Annotated in this window: 5 protein-coding genes; 4 read left to right on the top strand and 1 reads right to left on the bottom strand. The window is 63.0% G+C overall.

What is annotated here, in order from left to right:
- The 4 genes from BMX62_RS12420 to BMX62_RS12405 all read left to right on the top strand — a co-directional run.
- On the top strand, positions 1–255 hold a 255-nt coding region (locus BMX62_RS12420; RefSeq protein WP_143339816.1), incomplete at its 5' end, for a DUF3427 domain-containing protein.
- Positions 221–454, top strand: coding sequence for a hypothetical protein (locus BMX62_RS13440; protein WP_090209604.1), 234 nt, complete (start codon positions 221–223; stop codon positions 452–454). The genes BMX62_RS12420 and BMX62_RS13440, both read left to right, overlap by 35 nt.
- Positions 455–509: 55 nt before the next feature.
- Positions 510–995: a MerR family DNA-binding transcriptional regulator gene (locus BMX62_RS13340; RefSeq protein WP_202906277.1), complete on the top strand. Its 486-nt coding sequence runs from the start codon at positions 510–512 to the stop codon at positions 993–995.
- 146 nt (positions 996–1141) lie between these two features.
- Positions 1142–2419, top strand: a complete 1278-nt coding sequence (locus BMX62_RS12405) for an MFS transporter (RefSeq protein ID WP_090209601.1) — start codon at positions 1142–1144, stop codon at positions 2417–2419.
- Between the two features lie 181 nt (positions 2420–2600).
- Here BMX62_RS12405 and BMX62_RS12400 read toward each other — a convergent pair.
- The coding region (locus BMX62_RS12400; protein ID WP_143339814.1) for a transposase domain-containing protein at positions 2601–2870 on the bottom strand (270 nt) is incomplete at its 5' end.

Genomic DNA, 2870 nt, shown 5'->3' with positions numbered 1-2870 from the left:
TTCCACTGGCAGACCCAGAATCAGACAACGCCCCAGAGCAAGCGGGGCCGGGAGATCATCCATCATGAGGAGATGGGCATCGGTATCCATCTCTTTATCCGGGAAAACAAGCTGGAGCAGGGGAAGGCTGCGCCATTCACCTATTACGGGCCGGTGCGGTATCTCAAGCACCAGGGCAGTGGGCCGATGAGTGTGGATTTTGAGCTGATCCAGCACCCAGGTGGATTTCGATCCGCACAGCAACTGGACGGTTGACATCCTCGAAAAGGTGGCCGACATCCTGATCCAGGTGGGACGATCCCAGTTCGTGGCGGTGTTGGGCAATGTGAGCGTGGCTCTGCCGGTGGCATTTCTGGTGAGTTGGGTTGTCCTGAGCCTGTCGGGTACTCCGTTGCTCAGCCGCCGGGCACGGCGCCGGGCACGTTACCCGAGCAGGTGGCGACAGGGGAGCTAGACTCTAGTCTAGCAAAAAGTGCGCGATAGTGTACTCATGACTCATGGAGAACACCATGAGTACAGGCAAGGCGGCGAAGCGGCTGGGTGTTTCGGTCAAGACCCTGCAGCGCTGGGACCGCGAGGGGCGCCTCATTCCAGCGGCACGGACTGACAGCAATCGTCGTCTTTACACTGAGGCCCAATTGCGGGAGTTCATCGGATGGCGGCATGCACCTGAGGGTCCAACGCGACTGGTGGCCTATTGCCGGGTCTCCTCAAAGGCGCAGAAGCCAGACTTGGCTAATCAGCGCCGGGTGCTGGAGTTCTCTGGTGTCACCTGCAAGGACAGCCCTCAACGAAGCAGCTGGCACGCCTGTGCGAGTTGTTTCCCCTGCATCAGGGACCACCATCCCGGCCAGCAACAGTCCCAGCATGGCGCCGATGCCGTTGACCAGGAGCAGCCCCTGGGTGCCTTCCAGTACCTGGGTGACCTCCAGTCGGTCATGGGTGTGAGCCACCGCCAGGGCATACAAGCTGAAGGCGAACCCGCCATAGCATAGCGCCGCCGCCAGCAGCGCGATTGATGCGCAAGACCCACCACATCTAGGGGTCGAAGACTAAGGAGTGGGAACCAAAAGCCGCTCGGCTTGACCCTGTGCCCTATCTGACGATAATTGAGTTAACTCAAATCGCTGCGAAAAACATCATGGTAGAACAACTGCCCATCAGGACACGGGCCCTTCTGCTCGGCGCTGGTTTGCTGTTCGCCTCGGGCGCCATGCTGGGACTCGTACTCCCCATCCGCGCCGAAATGGAGGGTTTCCCCACCTCGCTCATTGGCCTGATCGGCAGTGCGTTTGCCGCAGGCTATGTGGCCGGCTGCCTGTTCCTGCCCCGGCTGGTGGCCCAGGTCGGTCATGTCCGCGTGTTCGGTGTGATGGCCGCGCTGGTGGCCATCACTGCCCTGATCAACGTCCTGTTCGTCACCCCCATCGCCTGGATTCTGGTGCGCGTGGCCACCGGCTTTGCCTTTGCCGGCGCCACCATGATCATCGAGAGCTGGCTCAGTGAGAGTGCCTCCAGTGAGACACGCGGGCGGGTGTTTGCGCGCTACATGATCGTCAATCTGGCCAGTTCCGTGATCGGGCAGCTCACGGTCATGCTCTTTGAGCCCGGTGGATTTGAGCCCTTCGTCATCGTCGCCATTCTGGGTTGCCTGGCCCTGATCCCCACGGCCCTGAGTTCGGGACGAGCACCTGAGCCGTTGCACGAGGTGAAACTGGATTTCCGGCGCCTGATTCGCGTGTCCCCCATCGCCGTGATGGCCTGCTTCGGCGTGGGGCTGGCCAATGGTGCCTTCGGCACGCTGGCGCCGGTGTATGCCAGCAGCATCGGTCTGCCCCTGTGGGCGGTGGCGCTCCTGGTGGCGGGGGCCATCGTGGGCGGTGCGCTGATGCAGATCCCCGTGGGGCGTTTGTCGGATCGAATGGATCGCCGCTGGGTCGTGGTGGGTGTGGCCTTGGTGGGGGCACTCCTGTCGTTCGGCCTGTTCGCGCTTGAGCTGCGTGATCCGGCCCAGGTGATCCTGATGGTCATGCTGTTGGGCGGTGCCATGCACACCATCTACCCCGTGGCGGTTGCCCACGCCAACGACCGGGCGGTGGAGGGCAATTTCGTGGCTGTCTCCAGTGGCCTTCTGCTCATCTTTGGCGCCGGTGCCACCCTCGGGCCCGCCGTGGCCGCCCCGCTGATGCAGTGGGGTCAACCCCAGTGGCTGTTCCTGTTCCTCATGGCGATCTATGCCCTGGTTGCACTGCATGCCACCTGGCGTACCCGGGTTCAGGCCCCCGTGGCTGAACCGCAACCGGCCTTCGTGGGCCTGGAGGCGATTCAGGGCCTCACCCAGGAGACTCTGCATCTGGATCCCCGCGTGGATGAGTTTGATGAGGACGAGAGGGAGAACTCGCCCCTTGACCGCCGATGATCCTCCTGCGGCGTCGGCACCGCAGCCCTGACCATGCCGCGGTGCCAGACCTCACCGCCGGTGGCCCCACATCCATCCTGTACGGCCCGCGCTCGCCACACTACGACGGCAACACGCATCGCTGATCGCAGAGGAATCGCAGAGGAACGTACCCGTCCGGTAGCCCCTGTATAGCCAGCCGTCACTCGGTGCTGGCATGCTCCCCGCAACTCTGGGCCAGCGGTGCCCAGTGATAGGGCAGCAGCTCTTGGAGGCGATTGGCGGGATGATCCTGGATGCGCTCAAGCACATCGATCAGATAGTGACGGGGGTTCACCCCGTTCTGCTTGCAGGTCTCCAGGAGGGTGAGCAGGATGGCCAGGGCGTGACCGCCATTCTCCGAGCCGGTGAAGTTCCAGTTCTTGCGACTCACGCATACGCCGCGCAGTGCACGTTCGCCGCGGTTGTTGTC

Origin of the sequence: Ectothiorhodospira magna (genome assembly GCF_900110965.1) — a bacterium.
Classification (GTDB): Bacteria; Pseudomonadota; Gammaproteobacteria; order Ectothiorhodospirales; family Ectothiorhodospiraceae; genus Ectothiorhodospira; species Ectothiorhodospira magna.
Note: the sequence above shows the minus strand (reverse complement) of the source record. Positions and strands in the feature narration are given on the sequence as shown.

Excerpts from the sequence above, each read along its gene's own strand:
- BMX62_RS13340 (WP_202906277.1), top strand. The coding sequence starts at position 510 with ATGAGTACAGGCAAGGCGGCGAAGCGGCTGGGTGTTTCGGTCAAGACC.
- BMX62_RS12405 (WP_090209601.1), top strand. The coding sequence starts at position 1,142 with ATGGTAGAACAACTGCCCATCAGGACACGGGCCCTTCTGCTCGGCGCT.